The organism is Glaesserella sp. (genome assembly GCF_041814905.1).
Taxonomy (GTDB): Bacteria; Pseudomonadota; Gammaproteobacteria; order Enterobacterales; family Pasteurellaceae; genus Glaesserella.
Window position 1 is genome coordinate 1 of the sequence record NZ_JBGXYA010000053.1, and the last position, 17,624, is coordinate 17,624.

Consider the following 17,624-nt stretch of genomic DNA (forward strand, 5'->3'; position numbering starts at 1 on the left):
GCACGTGGCATAACACGTTTCATGCTTGGACCTTCATCAACGAAAATCTTCGCAACTTTAAGATCATCGACATCTGCACCGTCATTGTGCTCTGCGTTTGCGATAGCTGACTCTAAAACTTTCTTCACTAAAGCCGCTGCTTTTTTGTTGGTGAAAGTTAAGATTTCTAGTGCTTGCGCAACTTTCTTACCACGGATTAAATCAGCAACTAAGCGAGCTTTTTGTGCAGAAGTACGAGCGTAACGATGTTTTGCAATAGTTTCCATCTTTTACCTCTTATTTCTTAGCTTTCTTATCTGCGGCGTGACCGCGGTATGTACGAGTCGGTGCAAATTCACCTAATTTATGACCGATCATTTCATCAGAAACATAAACTGGAACATGCTGACGACCATTATGGACTGCGATGGTCAATCCGATCATTGATGGAATGATCATTGAACGACGGGACCAAGTTTTGATTGGTTTTTTATCCCCGCTTTCCACCGCCTTCTCTACCTTCTTCAACAAGTGTAGGTCAAGGAAAGGACCCTTCTTGAGAGAACGTGGCATGGCTTATCCTCTTTAATTAATTAAAAAATTATTTGCCACGACGACGTACGATGAATTTATCAGTACGTTTGTTGTGACGAGTTTTCTTACCTTTGGTTTGAACGCCCCAAGGTGTAACAGGGTGTTTACCGAAGTTACGACCTTCACCACCACCGTGTGGGTGGTCTACCGGGTTCATTGCAGTACCACGAACGGTTGGACGAATACCTCTCCAACGGTTTGCACCTGCTTTACCAAGTACGCGAAGCATATGCTCTGAGTTACCTACTTCACCGATGGTTGCAGAACACTCAGCTAATACTTTACGCATCTCGCCTGAACGAAGACGTAAAGTTACATAATTACCTTCACGTGCGATAATTTGCACATATGCACCAGCAGAACGAGCGATTTGACCGCCTTTACCTGGTTTTAATTCTACGTTATGAACAGTAGAACCTACTGGGATATTACGCATTGGTAATGAGTTACCGACTTTAATTGGCGCTGAAGCACCCGCTTGGATCGTATCACCTGCAGCTAAGCCTTTTGGTGCTAAGATGTAACGGCGTTCACCATCTTTATAAAGTACTAATGCGATATTCGCAGAACGGTTTGGATCGTATTCTAAACGCTCAACAACTGCCGGAATGTCTAATTTGTTACGTTTGAAGTCAATTAAACGGTAGTGTTGTTTGTGTCCGCCACCGATGTGACGAGTAGTGATACGACCTAAGTTGTTACGACCACCAGTTTTAGATTTAGTATCTAAAAGTGCTGCAAAAGGTTTACCTTTATGAAGCTCAGTGTTAACAATTTTAACTACATGACGACGACCAGCGGAGGTCGGCTTACATTTAACGATAGCCATAGTTTTCTATTCCTCCGAAATTACTCTGCCGCACCTTCAACGAAGTCAAGTGATTGACCTTCTTGAAGAGTTACATAAGCTTTTTTCCAGTCACTACGACGACCTGATTTAGCACCGTGACGTTTAGTTTTACCTTTAACAACCACTGTACGAACAGAATCTACTTTAACTTCGAAAAGTTGCTCAACCGCATTCGCAATTTCCACTTTATTAGCGTCTAATGCGACTTTGAATACGATTGTGTTGCCTTTTTCTGCGTTATTTGTCGCTTTCTCAGAGATATGTGGTGCTTTAAGCACTTTTAGCAAACGTTCTTGTTGAATCATGCTAACATCTCCTCAATTTGTTTTACTGCATCAACAGTGATAACCACTTTATCAAAAGCGATTAAGCTTACTGGATCGATACCTTGTACATCACGTACATCAACTTTGTATAAGTTACGTGCTGCTAAGAATAGGTTTTCATCTAAGCTTGCAGTGATGATAAGAGCGTCAGTTAACGCCATATCTTTTAATTTTTGTACTAAAACTTTAGTTTTTGGTGAATCAATTTCGAATTTCTCAACAACCACTAAACGGTCTTGGCGAACTAATTCAGAAAGAATGCTTTTGATTGCACCACGGTACATTTTCTTGTTCACTTTTTGGCTGTGATCTTGTGGTTTTGCTGCGAAAGTTACACCACCTGAACGCCAGATTGGTGATTTGATATCACCTGAACGAGCGCGACCTGTACCTTTTTGACGCCAAGGTTTTTTGCCTGAACCAGACACTTCAGCACGAGTTTTTTGCGCGCGCGTACCTTGACGAGCACCTGCTGCATATGCAACAACTACTTGGTGGATTAACGCTTCGTTAAACTCACGTCCGAAGGTAGTTTCAGAAACAGCTAGTGCGTTAGCACCTACAACTTGTAATTCCATCTCTATCTCCTAGACTTATGCTTTAACTGCTGGTTTAACAATAACATCACTATTAGTTGCACCAGGTACAGAACCTTTAACTAATAATAATTTACGCTCAGCATCTACACGAACAACTTCAAGTGATTGAACGGTTACACGCTCAGCACCTAAGTGTCCAGCCATTTTTTTACCTTTAAACACACGACCTGGAGTTTGGTTTTGACCAATAGAACCAAGTACACGGTGTGATAAAGAGTTACCGTGAGTAGCATCTTGAGTACGGAAGTTCCAACGTTTAACACCACCTTGGAAACCTTTACCTTTTGATGTACCAGTAACATCGACTTTTTTAACATCTGTGAAGATGTCTACGTTGATTTCTTGACCTAAAGTGAATTCTTCACCTTCAGTACGAAATTCCCATAAACCGCGACCAGCTTCAACACCTGCTTTAACGAAATGACCTGCTTCAGGCTTAGTTACACGACTTGCTTTTTTAGAGCCAGTAGTAACTTGAACTGCAGTATAGCCATCGTTTTCAAGAGTTTTAACTTGAGTCACACGGTTGGCTTCGATTTCGATAACGGTAACTGGAATTGACACGCCATCTTCATTGAAGATACGGGTCATACCAACTTTACGACCGACTAAACCAATCATTGTAATAACCTCTTAATTAACCTAGGCTGATCTGCACGTCAACGCCGGCAGCCAAATCTAAACGCATTAATGCATCAACAGTTTTTTCTGTTGGCTCTACGATATCTACTAAACGTTTGTGTGTACGAATTTCGTATTGGTCACGCGCGTCTTTATTAACGTGTGGAGAAATCAACACGGTGAAACGTTCTTTACGGGTTGGTAAAGGAATCGGACCACGAACTTGTGCACCAGTACGTTTAGCTGTTTCTACGATCTCCGCAGTAGATTGATCGATCAAACGATGATCAAAAGCTTTTAAGCGGATACGGATTCTTTGGTTCTGCATTAGACCAGAGCTCCATTAAATTTTAGCTAATAAAAAAACCGAACCACCGCTTAACAAATTTAAGTTAAGGGGGCACAGTCATACCTTTTATGTAGTTCCCAAATCGGAAACATTTTACGTATCACCTTATTGGTGATACCGCCCAGTAAATGATTACACCAAGCGACAATACAAAACAACAAATCAATTTGCACGTTCAGTAAAGTGCGCGGATTCTACATAAAAATATTCATCGACGCAAGCTAATTTTGGCGTTATTTTCTGGACTACCCCAACTAGTCCGGCAAAATTTTCTTAGTACTTATTGATTTAAATCCAATTTTATCGACTAAAAATTAACCAAATTTGCAAGTTTTTTCTATTTTTTCGACAAACATCACAAAAATAAACAATATTACGGATTGCAATCATTTTTTTAGCAAGGTAATTATTACTTTTGGAAAGTTTCCTTTCCTTACAAAATTTGATTGTATAAAAAATTAAATAAGAGGAGAAATGCTATGAGTTACATTGATACTCAAACAAAAGAAATTAGATCTTTATTTTTTCCTATAATTGGAGAAACGAAAGCCAAAACCACTTTTTCTTATTATGGTATATTTAAGGACAATATCTTATTTGCCTTATATAAGGAAAACTGCCTCTATCTGAGAATTTCTCACACCTTTATGTCTGAGTTACTTTCTTATAGTGAAATCAAACGATTACACGACCCTAAAATGGGCATTCATGCTAAAAATTTTTATCTCCTACCAGAGGAAATGCTCAATAATTTACATCTGTATTCACATTGGATAATAAGTACAATTCAAGAAACTACTAATCAAAAATATAAAAAGAATAAAATAAGGAAGTCATTAATCCGCTCTCTACCTAACATGAACATAAACTTAGAAAGAACATTAAAAAAATTAGGGATTTATTCGATTGAGGATCTTATTGAACGAGGAGAAATAAATATTTTCATTGATTTAATAAAAAAAGGGATAGATGTTAGTCATATTATGTTATTTAAATTGTATGGAGCAATTAATAATCAATATGTTTATACGCTTAGTTCTGAGGAAAAGCAGTTACTACTTAAAGAGGTCAACAATGCGTTATACGAAGCCGGATTAAGAAAGCGTTTTGAAGTAAACTGAGTCTTTTACATAAATTTATGATCCATATCACAAAACCAGGAAAAAGTAAGGAAGGATACTGCTTTTTCCATTCCTTTCTTATCCTCTGAATGCTAATATTTTTCTCTGTTTAACCAATTCTGTCATATAGTTAGGAGAAAACAACAATGGAATTCCGTATCGAAAAAGACACGATGGGCGAAGTGCAAGTACCAGCAGACAAATATTGGGCTGCACAAACTGAGCGTTCACGCAATAACTTCAAAATTGGACCAGAAGCGTCAATGCCGAAAGAAATCATTGAAGCGTTCGGTTATTTGAAAAAAGCAGCCGCTTACGCAAACCACGATTTAGGCGTACTTTCTGCTGAAAAACGGGATTTAATCGCACAAGCTTGCGATGAAATTTTAGCAAATAAATTAGATGATCAATTCCCGCTTGTGATTTGGCAAACAGGTTCAGGTACACAATCCAATATGAACGTGAATGAAGTGGTTTCAAACCGTGCGCACGTTTTAAACGGTGGTAAACTTGGCGAGAAATCGATTATTCACCCAAATGATGATGTGAACAAATCACAATCTTCAAACGATACTTACCCAACAGCGATGCACATTGCGGCATACAAAAAAGTGGTTGAACATACCCTTCCTTGTGTAAAACGCTTACAAAAAACCTTAGCGGACAAAGCAGCAGCATTCCAAGATGTGGTTAAAATCGGTCGTACTCACTTAATGGACGCAACCCCATTAACATTAGGTCAAGAATTCTCTGCTTATGCTGCACAATTAGCTTTCGGTATTAAAGCGTTAGAAAATACGTTACCGCACTTAGCGGAATTAGCGTTAGGCGGTACAGCGGTTGGTACAGGTTTAAATACACCGAAAGGCTACGATGTGAAAGTCGCAGACTACATTGCGAAATTCACCGCTTTACCGTTTGTTACCGCACAAAACAAATTTGAAGCCCTCGCAACACACGATGCGATCGTAGAAACTCACGGTGCATTGAAACAGCTAGCGGTTTCACTTTACAAAATCGCTAACGATGTGCGTTTATTGGCTTCTGGTCCACGTTCAGGTATCGGAGAAATCTTAATCCCTGAAAATGAACCAGGTTCATCAATTATGCCAGGTAAAGTAAACCCAACCCAATGTGAAGCGATGACAATGGTTTGTGCACAAGTGTTAGGTAACGATGTAACAATTTCATTTGCTGGTACACAAGGTCACTTCCAATTAAACGTGTATAAACCAGTAATGGCGTACAACTTCTTACAATCTGCACAATTATTAGGTGATGCATGCGTATCATTCGATGAACACTGTGCAATCGGTATTGAACCGAATTATCCACGCATTAAACAACAATTAGATCAATCTCTCATGCTTGTTACGGCGTTAAATACGCATATTGGGTATGAAAATGCAGCGAAAATTGCAAAAACTGCTCACAAAAATGGCACAACACTCAAAGAAGAAGCAATCAACTTAGGTTTAGTGACAGCTGAACAATTTGATGAGTGGGTTCGCCCTGAAGATATGGTGGGAAGTTTGAAATAACTTCACGATATTCAGCGTAAATAAATGGCACGCTTTAACGTGCCATTTTTACATCTATGAGTAAATACCATTTAGACGAAGTATGAAATTTGGGGAACGCGTTTTTCATTCTATACTCTTTGAAATAGGAGCGATGACAATCAGCGCTATTGCAATACGACTTACCGGAAGTTTTGATACAACATCCGCCATAGAGACAGGCGTTTCTATATCTATTATCACCATGTTATGGAATTTAGTTTTTAATCTAGTATTTGACCAATTTTTTACGGGGAAGCGAGAAGAAAGAAGTTTCTCTCTTCGTGTTTTCCACACAATAAGTTTTGAAGGCGGATTATTGTTATTTACTATTCCTGTGGTTGCCTACTTACTGGATCTCAGTTTATGGCTTGCTTTTCTTGCTGATGTCGGCTTGACATTGATTATTATGCTTTACACACTCGTTTTTAATTGGATTTATGATATTACAAGGGCAAAATATTTTGCTTATCAAAAAGAATACTTTCGCGGCTAATGAATCACATATCCCCCACTCACCTGTTTCACCACGCCTAACAATTCCAAATTCAGTAACTCAATCAACACTGTTTCCACCGCTAAATCAGTGGCTTTTGCCAAATCGTCAATGCTGATTGGCTCAAGGTTGATCTGTGCAAACAGCGCTTGCTGACAAGCGGTCAGTTCGGGCAGATTTTTTGCAAATTTTTGCGGAAAAACGACCGCTTGTAACGGCACCGACGGCGGAACCAACGTCCTCTGTGCCAGTGACATCGGTTGATGTTGAAATACAATAGCGTCCAAAATATCTTCAACAGACTCCACCAGTAATGCTCCTTCTTTAATCAGCTTATGACAACCTTGACTATAAGGGCTTTGCAGCGCATTCGGCAATGCAAACACTTCCCTGCCCTGCTCCAACGCATAACGGGCAGTGATCAGCGAGCCACTGTTGAGAGTTGCTTCCACCACCAATGTACCGAGAGAAAGCCCGCTGATAATCCGATTACGACGAGGGAAATTTTCCGCCAACGGTGGCTGATTGGGTGAAAATTCGGAAATCAACGTACCACCGCTTTCAATGATCGCCTCCGCCAATTTTTGATGCCGAGCCGGGTAAATATGCTCTAAACCGCTACCTAATACTGCCAACGTAACGCCTCCGCGTTCAAGCGCTTTTTGGTGGCAAAAGCCATCAATCCCTATCGCCAAACCGCTTGTAATTGCCAAACCGTTTTCTACTAGCGCCTCGCTAAAATGTTCCGCCCAATATTTACCGTAATTGGAGTAATCCCGACTACCGACCATCGCAATCTGTGAAGCCGATAACGCACTGCTTTCGCCTTTAATAAACAGCAGCGGCGGCGCACTGTTGATCTGTTTTAATAAAAACGGATATGCTGCATCAAACAGTGTCAAAATTTGATTGTTCGGCTTCTCCGCCCAATTTAATGCGGTTTCTATCCAACGCATATCCGGATTAAACCAACGCTGAATTTGCCGTTCATTCCAGCCGATTTGGCGTAATTGGCTTTTATCGTATCGGCAAAATTCGGCAAAATCGACGTTTTCAAGTAATTTTCCTATCCGCTGAGCACCGAATTGCGGCACCTGTAATAATTTCAATAATTCAAACCTCAACATCGCCCCCTGTTCCCGATTCTTCATTTCCCTAATAGTAAGAAAAAGACTAAAATAGCCAATTATTTCTTTTAAAGTTTTCGACAGAGATCACAAAAAATGGCTGTATTAGAGGTTTTAATTTACCCGGAAGATAATTTGGCAAAGGTTTGCCAACCCGTAGAAAAAATAGATGATGAATTACGCGCGTTTATCGACGATATGTTTGATACCATGTATGATCACGAAGGTATCGGCTTAGCGGCACCGCAAGTGAATGTGCTAAAGCGTGTGGTGACCATCGACATTGAAGGCGATAAAACCAACCAAATCGTGTTGATTAACCCTGAAATTATCGAAAGCAGCGGTGAAGCCGGAATTGAAGAAGGCTGTTTGTCTATTCCCGGTTGCCGCGCCCTAGTGCCCCGTAAAGAAAAAGTCACGGTCAAAGCATTAAATCGCCAAGGTGAAGCGTTCACTTTCGAAGCGGACGGCTTATTGTCTATCTGTATTCAGCACGAAATCGACCACCTAAACGGCGTGTTGTTTGTTGATCACATTTCACAACTGAAACGCCAACGCATTCGCGAAAAAATGTTAAAACTGAAAAAACAGCTGAAACGAGCGAAATAGGTTGTTACAAGCGGTCGGTTTGCGCCGATTTTTTGCAAAAAGATAAACCGACTCTCAAAAGGTAAGCGAAGCGAACACATTATTTAAGGAGAGAAAATGATTACCCTCTATGCACTCAAACAGTCACGAGCCTATCGCATCGCTTGGTTGTTAGAATTACTGGAATTAGAGTACAAACTTGAGTTATTTGAACGAGATAACCAAACTTTTCTTGCTCCTAAAGCGTTAAGTGAAATTCACCCTTTAGGTAAATCGCCGATTTTGAAAGACGGAGAATTAGTGTTAACCGAAAGTGGAGCCATTGTTGAGTATTTACTGACACACTACGATTCACAACACCGTTTCAGACCGCACGTAGAAAGTACGGAATACCCGAATTACCTGTTCTGGATTCATTATGCCGAAGGTTCTCTGATGCCGTGGTTGATTATGTCTGTCATTTTTAAACGGATTAACGCACGCAAAATGTCGTTTATTGCCCGCCCTATCGTGCATAAATTGACAGCAACGGTCATGACCAATTTGATTATTCCGCAATTACGCACACATCTGAAATATGTGGAACAATCTTTAGCCAATAAAACATGGTTACTTGGCGAACAGCTCAGCGGCGCGGATATTATGATGAGCTTCCCTCTGCAAGCCATTGCACGCAACTCACCGCTTGATTTGCCGAATATCCGCGCGTATGTAGAACGTTTGGAACAAGAACCCCATTTTCAGCTGACCGAGCAAAAATTGGGTAAATTTGAACTTTAACAAGCGGTCGTTTTTGCCGTATTTTTTGCAAAATGCAACGCAAACCCATCGCTTTCCCTTTAGTTAAATTGAAAGGAACATTTTTATGATTATCGTAACAGGCGGCGCCGGTTTTATCGGCAGTAATATTGTCAAAGCGCTCAACGCAATTGGCAAAAAAGACATTTTAGTCGTGGACAATCTCAAAAACGGGGAAAAATTCATCAACTTGGTCGATTTGGATATTTCCGATTACCTCGACAAAGAAGATTTCATTGCTTCCGTTATTGCCGGAGATGATTTTGGTTATGTCGATGCGGTGTTCCATGAAGGGGCGTGTTCAGCCACCACTGAATGGGACGGTAAATATATGATGCAGAATAACTACGAGTATTCTAAAGAATTACTGCATTATTGTTTAGACCGTAATATTCCGTTCTTCTATGCCTCAAGTGCTGCGACTTACGGCGGACGAACAAACAATTTTATTGAAGAACGTCAATTTGAAAGTCCGTTAAATGTTTACGGTTACTCAAAATTTCTGTTTGACGAATATGTCCGCCGTATTCTACCGAGTGCTTACTCACCGGTTTGCGGTTTCAAATATTTCAACGTCTACGGTCCGCGCGAGCAACATAAAGGCTCAATGGCGAGCGTGGCGTTCCATTTAAACAATCAAATTCTGAAAGGCGAAAACCCGAAACTGTTCGCCGGCTCTGAAAACTTCCTGCGTGATTTCGTGTATGTTGAAGATGTCGCTCAAGTCAACATTTGGGCATGGCAAAATAAAATTTCAGGTATTTTTAACTTAGGCACGGGCAATGCGGAATCCTTCAAAGCCGTTGCCGAGGCGGTACTGGATTTCCATAAAAAAGGCGAAATCGAAACGATTCCGTTCCCTGAGCATTTAAAATCCCGCTATCAAGCTTTTACTCAAGCAGACCTAACCAAACTGCGGGCTGCCGGCTACGACAAACCGTTCAAAACCGTCGCGGAAGGAACAAAGGCATATATGGCGTGGTTGAATCGATAATAAGACAAGCGGTTGGTTTACTCGTGTGATGATAGATAATGTCAACCGCTTGTATTGTTAGCTCCTTGCCAATGGAATTGTTAGCCCCGTGTGGTCAAATAAATAGCAGCGTTCAATATCGAAGGAAAATTGAACTGTATCGTGGCGGTGAAGGTGATGCTCGCCACTGACTTCCACCACAAGCGGTTTGGACTCGCCTTGTTTAGCATGAATATAGCTAGTATTGCCGAGCTGTTCGACGGCATCGACGGTCATATTAATAGTAATATCACGTTCATTGCCTAAATGGATATGTTCCGGACGAATACCAAGGGACATCGGCAGATCAACCAGCTTTTGATCGTCTTTTAAAGTGAGTGTAATCGGTTCATTTTCTAAACCGCTTAAAGTGACTTCTCGACCTTGTTGAGCAACCAAAGTAACCGGCACAAAATTCATTTTCGGCGAACCGATAAACCCCGCCACAAATTGATTCACTGGGTGATGATATAGCTCCATCGGTGAGCCGACTTGCTCTATTTTACCCGAGCGTAATACCACGATTTTATCCGCTAACGTCATTGCTTCCGTTTGGTCGTGGGTGACATAAATCATGGTGCTTCTAAGGGATTCATGTAAGTTTGCAATTTCCAAGCGCATCTGCACCCGTAATTCAGCATCTAGGTTGGAAAGCGGTTCATCAAATAAAAACACATCAGGATTGCGTACAATCGCACGACCGATTGCGACACGCTGACGTTGTCCGCCGGAGAGTTGCGAGGGCTTGCGATTTAGCAGATGTTCCAATTGTAAAGTTTTCGCAGCATCACGAGCTTTTTGGTTAGCCGTTTCTTTGTCCATTCCGGAAACTTTTAGTCCGATACTCATATTTTCCAATACATTCATATGCGGATAAAGCGCGTAAGACTGAAATACCATTGCAATACCGCGTTGTGATGGGTCGAGTTTATTTACCACTTTATCACCAATACGGATTTCCCCGCTGGAAATTGTTTCCAACCCTGCGATTAAACGCAGTAAAGTGGATTTTCCGCAGCCTGATGGTCCGACAAATACCACAAATTCACCGTCTTGAATCTCTAAATCAACATCAAAAATAGTCTGTACTTTGCCGAATATTTTATTCACGTTACTTAGTTTTAAATTTGCCATATTAAACTCCTGATTATCCTTTTACTGATGCGCCGGTAATACTTGTGACGAATTGTTTTTGTACCATTAAGAAAAATAGAATCACCGGTACAATCATACAAACGGCAAATGCCATGACATTCCCCATAAAGGTTTGGTTTGAACCAAAGAAACTTGCCATTGCGACAGAAAGCGGTCGAACTTCAGGTCCGCGTGTAACCATAATCGGCCAAAGATAGGCGTTCCAAATTGCAAGGAAATGAAGAATTGCAACAGTAACGGTAACCGGTTTGGACGACGGCATACCGATATGACGATAAATTTGGAATAGGTTGAATCCGTCCACTTTCGCTGCATCAATTAAATCTTTTGGAATTCGGCTAAAAAATTGATAAAACAGGAATATATAGAACGCATTGACTGCCACAGGCAGAATTTGCACCAAATAAGTATCGATAATACCAGCACGGCTGACCATAAGCAGCTGAGGGATGACCAAAGATTCCCCCGGGATTGCTAATACGCCGATAACTAATAACAATAAATACCGACGGATTCGACTTTCCCCCCACGCTAATGCAAATGCTGCCATTGAGCTGATTACAATCGAGATAAATAAGGTAGAAAGGGTTATCACCACTGTATTCCATAAGTATTTGAAGAACGGATGTTGTGGGTTGTTCCAAATTTCATGGAAGTTATCCAGTGAAAAGCGGGTTGGGATAAAAGCACGCCACGTCCCCATAATTTGCTGAATTTCAGTATTGTCAGGGTTAAGACTTAAGGTGATTGCCATCATTAATGGAATCAGTACATAAAGTGATAAAATAATGGCGAAAACGTAATTGAGATATGTTGAAATTCTCATCCTGCGCTCCTGTTATTCATTTTTCATCAATAAGCGTTGCACTATGCCAAGGGTTGCAACGGAGATAAAGAAAATGACCGATACTGCAGATGCAAAACCGATTCGCTGGGATGAATAACCGTTGTCAAACATATATTGAATAATCGTCAGGGTTGCACCTTCCGGTCCGCCGCCGGTCAAAATATTGACTTGTGTAAACAGACTTAATGCACCAATAGTAGTAATGATGATCACAAAAATATTGGTGTTGCGTAACCCCGGTAAGGTGATATAACGAAATTTATGCCATGCATTGAAGCCGTCGATGGAGGCTGCTTCATAGCGATCCATCGGAATTTCCTGCAAACCAGCTAAGTAAATCAACATTTGGAATGGGAAGGTTGCCCACATCGATAACAACACTATCGAAAACATTGCTTTGCCTTTGTCTCCAAGCCAATCTATCGGATCGATAAACGGAATAACGGTTTGTAATGCACCGTTAAGCAAACCATCGGGATAAATAAATAGCGCTGACCAAATTGCGGTGATGACGGTCATCGGCATTAATAAAGGTAATAATGCAATAGAGCGAAATACTGCCAAGCCTTTTATTTTGCTGTTTAATAACATGGCTGAACCCAATGACACACTTAATTGCAACGGAATTACCCAAATTGCAAAATAGACCGTGTTTTTGACCGCTTGCCAAAATTCTGGATCGGTTAGAATACGCTCGTAATTATCCAGTCCGACAAATTTGGTCGGAATCGGACGTGGAATTAACCGTTCATTGGTAAAGGAAAAATAAACGGATAGTAAAAACGGAATAAAAATGAAGACCGTGAGAAATAGAAATGCAGGAAGCAACATTCCCATCTCCGGCAGATATTTTTTGACTTTTTGCATATTTCACCTCAAATGCTAAACAGGTGGGCAAAGCCCACCCGATGGCTATTTATCAAACGGAGGGTAGCCGTCGTTATCTTCAATATCACGATCGATATTTTTCGCCGCTTTTTGTAATTCTGTCTTCGGTGATGCTCCGTTCAAAATATTTTCCATTGCTTTACCGAATTCTTTGGTTAATACCGGATAAGCAGGGTGAATCGGGCGAACTAATGCAATCTGCTCTGCCTGTTGAGCCAGCATATTCAACTTACCACCTTTAGCAAATAAAGGGGTTTCGGCAATGGCATCTTTACGCCCCGGAATGTAGCCGGTGTATTTCGCCCATTCTTTTACTTGATCTTTGGATAATGCAAAGTTCAGGAATTTAGCTACTTCATTATCTTTTTTTGACGTGCTGGATACCGCCCAACCCCAGCCGCCATTTGGTGAAAATGCTTTTGCACCTAGTTTTGGTGTTGGAATCAACACTAAATCCTCCCCTAAAGATTCATTGAATGTCGGCCACATCCAGTTACCAATCCAAGCTAGAGCGGCAGTTTTATCACTAAAGAAACGGTTTGCTCCGGCAGTTTTTGGTACGGTATATCCTTTTTTCACCCAAGTTTGCATTTTTTCTGCGGCATCAATGGTTGCATTGGAGTTGATAGATCCCTCAGCACGTTTGGTTTCGGCATTTAAGATATTACCGCCGTTCGATACCACCAAAGGAAAATAGCCGTAAGTCATCCATTCACCAGCCATGCCGACGTTGAAGTCCAATGGCCATTTCACACCGTCTACTTTTGATAATTTTTCCAGCACATCACTGAATTGTTCATAAGTCCATGCATCCTCAACGGAAGTTGGAAGACTGATTCCCGCCGCCTCCAAGTATTTTTTATTACCCCATAATAAAACCGAGGAATCCCCCATGCCTAACATATAAAGTTTGTTATCCGGCGGATAGGTCCCTTGGGATATCAACCCCGGAATAGTTTGTTCCAGTATCTCTTTATCCAGCATTTCATCGATTGGTTTTAACATGCCTGACCACGTATAGTTCGCCATATTCGGACCATCTACAAATAATATATCCGGCATATCTTTTGCCATCCACGCAGCTTGAACGGCATCGTTGAGGCTTGGAATGGCTTTGAGCTGTACACTGATATTTTCAGCTTTATATTTTTCGTTAAACTTCTGTTCGAGTTGCTGGAAAAACGGCGCTTCGATTTTGGCGTCAATCACCCATGCCGTGATTTGGTCGGCAAAAGCAACGTTTGATAAGGATAAAGCGGTAAATAGCGCAAGTTTGTTAGACTTTTTCATATAAACTCCTTAACGAATGATTAATTTAGGAAGTAACAGCTGAGGTTGGAAAGCGTCAGACTTGGCGTTTTTCAAAGCCTCAATCATCAGCTCAAAACCGGTATGTGCAATTTCTCTCATAGGTTGAGAAATCGTGCTAAATTTCATTAAGCGGGAAATGATCGTATTGTCAAAACCGACAATCGAAATTTCAGGCAGTGGCTGCTCAAAGGCTTGGCAAGTTTCCAATACTTGCTGAATCAATACATCATTACTACAGCCAAAAGCCGTTACCTTATATTGAAATATCGCACTTTTCAAAAAATCGGCTAACGACGTTTTTTCATGCGTGTTTAAACAATGTTCCGTTTTAAGCAGGTAACCTTGTTCCGACAAATATTGGGCGAAACCGTGATATTTATCATCAAAGGGATCCATAATACCGATATAACCGATTACCGAATGTCCTGCTGAAAGCAAATGCGCAGCAATTTGTCTGCCACCGTTTTGGTGATCGGTTGACACGGATGGCAATTTGGTGGCGCTGCGGGTTAAGATAACCGTTTGATATTTGAATTGATTTAAGCGATCTTGATAACCTTCGGACATATCTCCTACAGGCACTAAAAAAACACCGTCAACTTCATGAGCCTCACATTCGTGCAAGGCGATCAACTCTTGTCTGGCATTATTTTTGCTGTTAAAAAACAGAATACAGCGTCCATGCAAGTAAGATTCTTGTTCCAACACTTCCAGTAAATCTGCAAAAAAAGGATTAGAAATATTCGGAAAAATGACGCCGAATAAGTTAGTCATTTTTTTCGGTTTGATTTTTACCTGATAATCTAATGCGTTAATGGCTTGCATCACATTACGCAAGCTTTCCGGAGATAACGTCTCAGGTGAATTTAATGCCCGGGAAACCGTTGCAATCGAGACGCCTGCAAAAGCTGCTACCTCTCTTACCGTTGCCATAACTGTGCCTCAATAATATTTTCTACTCTTCAATAATAGCGAATTCCAATGTTTGCCAATCACCGCTCAATTGCGGCGTGGTTTTTGTTTGCGCAGGGAATGCTAATTGGCTGATACTGACTTTCCCGTTGCCAAAATGGAATTCCGTTAATCCGTGATCCACTAACAATTCAAAATCAAAACATTTACCACTGAAAGCTTGGTTGACTTGATAATGGTGCGGGAATTTTTGTCGCATCACATCATCTTTACCTTGATAGCAACGGAATAGTTCGAAGATCACCGCGTCATCGGTTTTATGCAAACAGATCGACAATTCACCGTCAAACAGCGTAATACAAGCGGTCTGTTTCTCGGCAAAATTTACGAATCCTTTTAAGTAAAATACATGAGCGTGTAACCCGTTTAAGACAGAATCCGTTTTTTGGAGGAGGACGCCTTGTAACATCTCAGAAGCGAAAGTTTGATGTAGGTGGTCTCCGTTTTCGTTCTGTACAAGGCGAAATTCTTTCACAGCAGTCATTGAACTTCGGAAACATTCGGTGTCGGTATTACGTGCATATTGCCAATTACTGAACCAAGAAATGCCGACATGGCGTTGATTAGGTGCATTAAACCACGTTTGAGTAGCGTAATAATCGCGACCGATATCCAACCATTTTACTTCAGAGGCTGGAGCATTGTTACGGAAGGTTTCACCGTCAAAATCACCGACAAAATATTGCGTACCGGAGCTATCTTCAAAGCACCCACTACCAATGCCGACAATTAGTACCCATTTGGTTTTACCGTTTGTTAACGGCATTTCAAATAAATCAGGGCATTCCCACGGACCTTGACTATGGAAGCCGTCCTGTTGCCCGAATTCGCTGGTTTTCTGCCAATCAATTAAATTTTTGGAACGATAAAAACCGATAGATTGACCACAAGTCACCACCATAATCCAATGTTGGCTCGCTTCGTGCCAAATTACTTTCGGATCACGAAAACAACCGATAAACGGATTGCTGACAACCGGATTACCGTGATATTTCTGCCAATGCATACCGCCATCCGTGCTATAGGCTACGCATTGGCTTTGGATATCTATCATTTTATGTTGCGGCAAATTCAGGCTTGCGGTGTAAAACGCCACTAAATTATTGCAAGATTTCTCTTTAAACAGACCGCTTGTATTCTGTTGATCAATTACCGCACTGCCTGAAAAGATATAACCGAGTACATCAGGCGCAAGGGCAATCGGGAGATGTTGCCACGTTACCAAATCGGTAGAAACCGCATGCCCCCAATGCATTGGTCCCCACACCGTATCCATCGGATAATGCTGATAAAACAAATGCCAAACCCCGTTACTGTAAACCAATCCATTTGGATCGTTCATCCAGCCGAACAGCGGTGAAAAATGGAGTGTCGGACGGTATTGTTCTACGTAAGGAAAATTACTCATATCATTGCCTCTTCAATCATCCTGAATGGAAAATATCATGGCAAAAAGAAAATAGGTGGCTATAGGTGAAGAGAGATTCCTGAAGGAATTTGCTCCAAATCGAGTAATTTGTGGTGAAAATGTGATGTAACAATCAAAATTTGTTTCATTGTTACATAACATGGAGATACAAGCGGTCTGTTTTTACTCAAATTTTGCAATTTTTGAGTATTCGTTCGGAAAATCGGCGTAAAATAGTGAGAATTGTGCAAGCCTTCACGTTCAAAAGGTGTTTATATGAGCAACGAACAGAATATAGAGACAGTGGTGTTTGATTTAGGCGGTGTGTTGGTAGATTGGAATCCGCGCCACTTATACCGCAAAATTTTTACTGACGAAGCGGAAATGGAATATTTTCTAACCCATATCTGTACGCAGGAATGGAACGAACATCAAGATCGCGGTCGACCGTGGGCAGAAGGTATCGCTTTGCTTTGCGCACAACATCCCGATTATGAAACGCCAATTCGGGCGTATTACGAGCGTTGGCAGGAAATGCTCAACGGTGCGATTGAAGAAACCGTCAAAGTGCTGGAAGACTTACATCAACACGGTATCCGCCTATTGGCGTTGACTAATTGGTCTGGTGAAACCTTTCATTTTGCGGAGGAAAAATTTCCGTTCTTACACTTATTTGAAGGTATTTTGGTTTCCGGTAACGAAAATTTGATGAAGCCCGACCCTCGCATTTTCACCCTGCTAATCGAACGCTACAATCTTAATCCGCAACGCACCGTATTTGTAGACGACAGCCTGCGTAATGTTGAAGCCGCTATTAACATGGGCATTCACGGGCTGCACTTTACCGGTGCGCGTCAGTTGGAAAAGGATCTGGCGGCATTAGGTGTGCGGTGATCAAATCGGGGAAATATTGGGATTTCTTAGGTAATCGGTATTAACAAGCGGTCCGTTTTTTGCAAAAATGCTTGAGCCTGTAATTACTACAGGGTTTATAGTGTCCACCATCAATTCACAATCGTCGATA

General features: G+C 41.2%; 21 protein-coding genes. 7 read left to right on the forward strand and 14 right to left on the reverse strand.

Annotated features, from left to right (window positions below; all coding sequences use genetic code 11):
• The 7 genes from rplV to rpsJ all read right to left on the reverse strand — a co-directional run.
• Positions 1-266: 50S ribosomal protein L22 (gene rplV, locus ACEYJ7_RS07850; protein ID WP_373778521.1), on the reverse strand; the 266-nt coding region annotated here is incomplete at its 3' end.
• Between the two features lie 10 nt (positions 267-276).
• Positions 277-552, reverse strand: coding sequence for a 30S ribosomal protein S19 (gene rpsS / locus ACEYJ7_RS07855; protein WP_005539416.1), 276 nt, complete (start codon positions 550-552; stop codon positions 277-279).
• A 28-nt stretch (positions 553-580) separates the two neighbouring features.
• Positions 581-1,402 (reverse strand): 50S ribosomal protein L2, encoded by an 822-nt coding sequence (rplB, locus tag ACEYJ7_RS07860; RefSeq protein ID WP_373778522.1) that lies wholly within the window; start codon positions 1,400-1,402, stop codon positions 581-583.
• A 20-nt stretch (positions 1,403-1,422) separates the two neighbouring features.
• Positions 1,423-1,728: a 50S ribosomal protein L23 gene (gene rplW / locus ACEYJ7_RS07865; RefSeq protein ID WP_005599290.1), complete on the reverse strand. Its 306-nt coding sequence runs from the start codon at positions 1,726-1,728 to the stop codon at positions 1,423-1,425.
• A complete protein-coding gene (rplD, locus tag ACEYJ7_RS07870) occupies positions 1,725-2,327 on the reverse strand; it encodes a 50S ribosomal protein L4 (RefSeq protein ID WP_373767389.1) in 603 nt (200 codons plus the stop codon). Before rplD ends, rplW begins: the two co-directional genes overlap by 4 nt.
• A gap of 15 nt (positions 2,328-2,342) precedes the next feature.
• Positions 2,343-2,969: a 50S ribosomal protein L3 gene (rplC, locus tag ACEYJ7_RS07875; RefSeq protein ID WP_010786462.1), complete on the reverse strand. Its 627-nt coding sequence runs from the start codon at positions 2,967-2,969 to the stop codon at positions 2,343-2,345.
• Positions 2,970-2,985: 16 nt separating this feature from the next.
• Positions 2,986-3,297 (reverse strand): 30S ribosomal protein S10, encoded by a 312-nt coding sequence (gene rpsJ / locus ACEYJ7_RS07880; RefSeq protein WP_001181005.1) that lies wholly within the window; start codon positions 3,295-3,297, stop codon positions 2,986-2,988.
• 500 nt (positions 3,298-3,797) lie between these two features.
• Here rpsJ and ACEYJ7_RS07885 point away from each other — a divergent pair, with 500 nt between their 5' ends.
• The 3 genes from ACEYJ7_RS07885 to ACEYJ7_RS07895 all read left to right on the forward strand — a co-directional run bounded on the left by ACEYJ7_RS07885 (position 3,798) and on the right by ACEYJ7_RS07895 (position 6,494).
• Positions 3,798-4,439, forward strand: a complete 642-nt coding sequence (locus ACEYJ7_RS07885) for a TfoX/Sxy family DNA transformation protein (protein WP_373778523.1) — start codon at positions 3,798-3,800, stop codon at positions 4,437-4,439.
• A gap of 146 nt (positions 4,440-4,585) precedes the next feature.
• On the forward strand, positions 4,586-5,980 hold the full coding sequence (gene fumC / locus ACEYJ7_RS07890; RefSeq protein ID WP_373778524.1) for a class II fumarate hydratase: 1,395 nt from the start codon (positions 4,586-4,588) through the stop codon (positions 5,978-5,980).
• An 82-nt stretch (positions 5,981-6,062) separates the two neighbouring features.
• Positions 6,063-6,494 carry a PACE efflux transporter gene (locus tag ACEYJ7_RS07895; protein ID WP_373778525.1) on the forward strand — a complete coding sequence of 144 codons (432 nt, stop codon included), beginning with the start codon at positions 6,063-6,065 and terminating at the stop codon, positions 6,492-6,494.
• Here the strand turns inward: ACEYJ7_RS07895 and dprA are convergent.
• On the reverse strand, positions 6,491-7,621 hold the full coding sequence (gene dprA, locus ACEYJ7_RS07900) for a DNA-processing protein DprA (RefSeq protein ID WP_373778588.1): 1,131 nt from the start codon (positions 7,619-7,621) through the stop codon (positions 6,491-6,493). The genes ACEYJ7_RS07895 and dprA overlap by 4 nt on opposite strands.
• 96 nt (positions 7,622-7,717) lie before the next feature.
• Between dprA and def the strand changes: the two genes are divergently transcribed.
• From def to rfaD, 3 genes are all read left to right on the forward strand, one after another.
• A complete protein-coding gene (gene def / locus ACEYJ7_RS07905) occupies positions 7,718-8,230 on the forward strand; it encodes a peptide deformylase (RefSeq protein ID WP_373778526.1) in 513 nt (170 codons plus the stop codon).
• A gap of 96 nt (positions 8,231-8,326) precedes the next feature.
• Complete coding sequence (locus ACEYJ7_RS07910) at positions 8,327-8,989, forward strand: glutathione S-transferase (RefSeq protein WP_373778527.1); 663 nt, start codon at positions 8,327-8,329, stop codon at positions 8,987-8,989.
• A gap of 85 nt (positions 8,990-9,074) precedes the next feature.
• On the forward strand, positions 9,075-10,001 hold the full coding sequence (gene rfaD, locus ACEYJ7_RS07915) for an ADP-glyceromanno-heptose 6-epimerase (protein ID WP_373778528.1): 927 nt from the start codon (positions 9,075-9,077) through the stop codon (positions 9,999-10,001).
• Between the two features lie 57 nt (positions 10,002-10,058).
• Here rfaD and ACEYJ7_RS07920 read toward each other — a convergent pair whose 3' ends face one another.
• Genes ACEYJ7_RS07920 through ACEYJ7_RS07945 form a run of 6 tightly spaced genes read right to left on the reverse strand, consistent with a single transcriptional unit; the run spans position 10,059 to position 16,600 of the window.
• Entirely contained in the window at positions 10,059-11,153 is a 1,095-nt protein-coding gene (locus ACEYJ7_RS07920) for an ABC transporter ATP-binding protein (protein ID WP_373778529.1), read from the reverse strand.
• Positions 11,154-11,166: 13 nt separating this feature from the next.
• A complete protein-coding gene (locus tag ACEYJ7_RS07925; protein WP_373778530.1) occupies positions 11,167-12,000 on the reverse strand; it encodes a carbohydrate ABC transporter permease in 834 nt (277 codons plus the stop codon).
• Positions 12,001-12,012: 12 nt separating this feature from the next.
• Positions 12,013-12,888 carry a carbohydrate ABC transporter permease gene (locus ACEYJ7_RS07930; RefSeq protein WP_373778531.1) on the reverse strand — a complete coding sequence of 292 codons (876 nt, stop codon included), beginning with the start codon at positions 12,886-12,888 and terminating at the stop codon, positions 12,013-12,015.
• 45 nt (positions 12,889-12,933) lie between these two features.
• Positions 12,934-14,199 carry a sugar ABC transporter substrate-binding protein gene (locus ACEYJ7_RS07935; RefSeq protein WP_373778532.1) on the reverse strand — a complete coding sequence of 422 codons (1,266 nt, stop codon included), beginning with the start codon at positions 14,197-14,199 and terminating at the stop codon, positions 12,934-12,936.
• Positions 14,200-14,208: 9 nt separating this feature from the next.
• Positions 14,209-15,153, reverse strand: coding sequence for a LacI family DNA-binding transcriptional regulator (locus ACEYJ7_RS07940; RefSeq protein ID WP_373778533.1), 945 nt, complete (start codon positions 15,151-15,153; stop codon positions 14,209-14,211).
• A gap of 22 nt (positions 15,154-15,175) precedes the next feature.
• Positions 15,176-16,600 (reverse strand): glycoside hydrolase family 32 protein, encoded by a 1,425-nt coding sequence (locus ACEYJ7_RS07945; protein WP_373778534.1) that lies wholly within the window; start codon positions 16,598-16,600, stop codon positions 15,176-15,178.
• Positions 16,601-16,876: 276 nt separating this feature from the next.
• Here ACEYJ7_RS07945 and ACEYJ7_RS07950 point away from each other — a divergent pair, with 276 nt between their 5' ends.
• Positions 16,877-17,494, forward strand: coding sequence for an HAD family hydrolase (locus ACEYJ7_RS07950; RefSeq protein WP_373778535.1), 618 nt, complete (start codon positions 16,877-16,879; stop codon positions 17,492-17,494).
• The last annotated feature ends 130 nt before the right edge of the window (positions 17,495-17,624 follow it).

What these genes read in the sequence shown, in the direction of transcription:
- rpsJ (WP_001181005.1), bottom strand. Translation starts at nt 3,297, where the DNA reads ATGCAGAACCAAAGAATCCGTATCCGCTTAAAAGCTTTTGATCATCGT.
- ACEYJ7_RS07945 (WP_373778534.1), bottom strand. Translation starts at nt 16,600, where the DNA reads ATGAGTAATTTTCCTTACGTAGAACAATACCGTCCGACACTCCATTTT.
- rpsS (WP_005539416.1), bottom strand. Translation starts at nt 552, where the DNA reads ATGCCACGTTCTCTCAAGAAGGGTCCTTTCCTTGACCTACACTTGTTG.
- ACEYJ7_RS07950 (WP_373778535.1), top strand. Translation starts at nt 16,877, where the DNA reads ATGAGCAACGAACAGAATATAGAGACAGTGGTGTTTGATTTAGGCGGT.
- rplB (WP_373778522.1), bottom strand. Translation starts at nt 1,402, where the DNA reads ATGGCTATCGTTAAATGTAAGCCGACCTCCGCTGGTCGTCGTCATGTA.
- rplW (WP_005599290.1), bottom strand. Translation starts at nt 1,728, where the DNA reads ATGATTCAACAAGAACGTTTGCTAAAAGTGCTTAAAGCACCACATATC.
- rfaD (WP_373778528.1), top strand. Translation starts at nt 9,075, where the DNA reads ATGATTATCGTAACAGGCGGCGCCGGTTTTATCGGCAGTAATATTGTC.
- ACEYJ7_RS07930 (WP_373778531.1), bottom strand. Translation starts at nt 12,888, where the DNA reads ATGCAAAAAGTCAAAAAATATCTGCCGGAGATGGGAATGTTGCTTCCT.
- ACEYJ7_RS07920 (WP_373778529.1), bottom strand. Translation starts at nt 11,153, where the DNA reads ATGGCAAATTTAAAACTAAGTAACGTGAATAAAATATTCGGCAAAGTA.
- ACEYJ7_RS07910 (WP_373778527.1), top strand. Translation starts at nt 8,327, where the DNA reads ATGATTACCCTCTATGCACTCAAACAGTCACGAGCCTATCGCATCGCT.
- rplD (WP_373767389.1), bottom strand. Translation starts at nt 2,327, where the DNA reads ATGGAATTACAAGTTGTAGGTGCTAACGCACTAGCTGTTTCTGAAACT.
- dprA (WP_373778588.1), bottom strand. Translation starts at nt 7,621, where the DNA reads ATGTTGAGGTTTGAATTATTGAAATTATTACAGGTGCCGCAATTCGGT.
- fumC (WP_373778524.1), top strand. Translation starts at nt 4,586, where the DNA reads ATGGAATTCCGTATCGAAAAAGACACGATGGGCGAAGTGCAAGTACCA.
- rplC (WP_010786462.1), bottom strand. Translation starts at nt 2,969, where the DNA reads ATGATTGGTTTAGTCGGTCGTAAAGTTGGTATGACCCGTATCTTCAAT.
- ACEYJ7_RS07895 (WP_373778525.1), top strand. Translation starts at nt 6,063, where the DNA reads ATGAAATTTGGGGAACGCGTTTTTCATTCTATACTCTTTGAAATAGGA.
- ACEYJ7_RS07885 (WP_373778523.1), top strand. Translation starts at nt 3,798, where the DNA reads ATGAGTTACATTGATACTCAAACAAAAGAAATTAGATCTTTATTTTTT.
- ACEYJ7_RS07925 (WP_373778530.1), bottom strand. Translation starts at nt 12,000, where the DNA reads ATGAGAATTTCAACATATCTCAATTACGTTTTCGCCATTATTTTATCA.
- ACEYJ7_RS07940 (WP_373778533.1), bottom strand. Translation starts at nt 15,153, where the DNA reads ATGGCAACGGTAAGAGAGGTAGCAGCTTTTGCAGGCGTCTCGATTGCA.
- ACEYJ7_RS07935 (WP_373778532.1), bottom strand. Translation starts at nt 14,199, where the DNA reads ATGAAAAAGTCTAACAAACTTGCGCTATTTACCGCTTTATCCTTATCA.
- def (WP_373778526.1), top strand. Translation starts at nt 7,718, where the DNA reads ATGGCTGTATTAGAGGTTTTAATTTACCCGGAAGATAATTTGGCAAAG.